Genomic DNA, 719 nt, shown 5'->3' with positions numbered 1-719 from the left:
TTGGATATAGGAGCGACTTGACTTTTCTCTCTGTTCACTCTCAGAAACAGCTTATCCTCTATAAAGCGGATAATCGAACTCATCACACGTTCCGCGCTTCGGTTGCTTTTGCACAGGATGACCATGTCATCTGCGTAGCGTGCGAACTTATGCCCTCTGCGTTCTAACTCCCTGTCCAGTTCATTGAGCATGATGTTGCTCAGGAGTGGGCTTAGCGGTCCTCCTTGAGGAACGCCCATCTCACTGGCTTCAAAGTTTCCTCCTACCTGCACCCCGGAATTGAGGTATTTGTGTATCAGTGATACTACCCGTCCGTCTTTAATGGTGCGTGAAAGTACTTCTATAAGTTTGCTATGGTTTACCTTGTCGAAGAACTTCTCCAAGTCCAAGTCGACTGCATAGCCATAACCTTCCGTGATGTAGTCTCTGCACTTCTTTAGTGCTTGATGGGCATTACGCTTTGGTCTGAACCCATAGCTATGGTCGCTAAACTGAGGTTCATATAAAGGTATGAGTATTTGGGAAACGGCCTGCTGAACTACCCTGTCAACTACTGTGGGTATGCCCAGTTGCCGTTTCTGACCGTTGTCCTTGGGTATCTCTACCCTGCGAACAGGATTGGGGCGGTATTTGCCCTGCAATATGGATGTTATTAGCTCATCCTTATGAGAAACAAGATAATCCTTAAGGGATTCGACTTCCATCTTGTCAACACCTCC

General features: G+C 47.0%; 1 protein-coding gene. It reads right to left on the bottom strand.

The genetic code is table 11. The features are described 5' to 3' along the window. A partial coding sequence (gene ltrA, locus MM239_RS20835) for a group II intron reverse transcriptase/maturase (RefSeq protein ID WP_241350252.1) occupies positions 1-719 on the bottom strand: 719 nt, incomplete at both ends.

Origin of the sequence: Belliella filtrata (assembly GCF_022549775.1) — a bacterium.
Classification (GTDB): Bacteria; Bacteroidota; Bacteroidia; order Cytophagales; family Cyclobacteriaceae; genus Belliella; species Belliella filtrata.
This window is presented reverse-complemented; position numbering and strand designations above follow the sequence as displayed.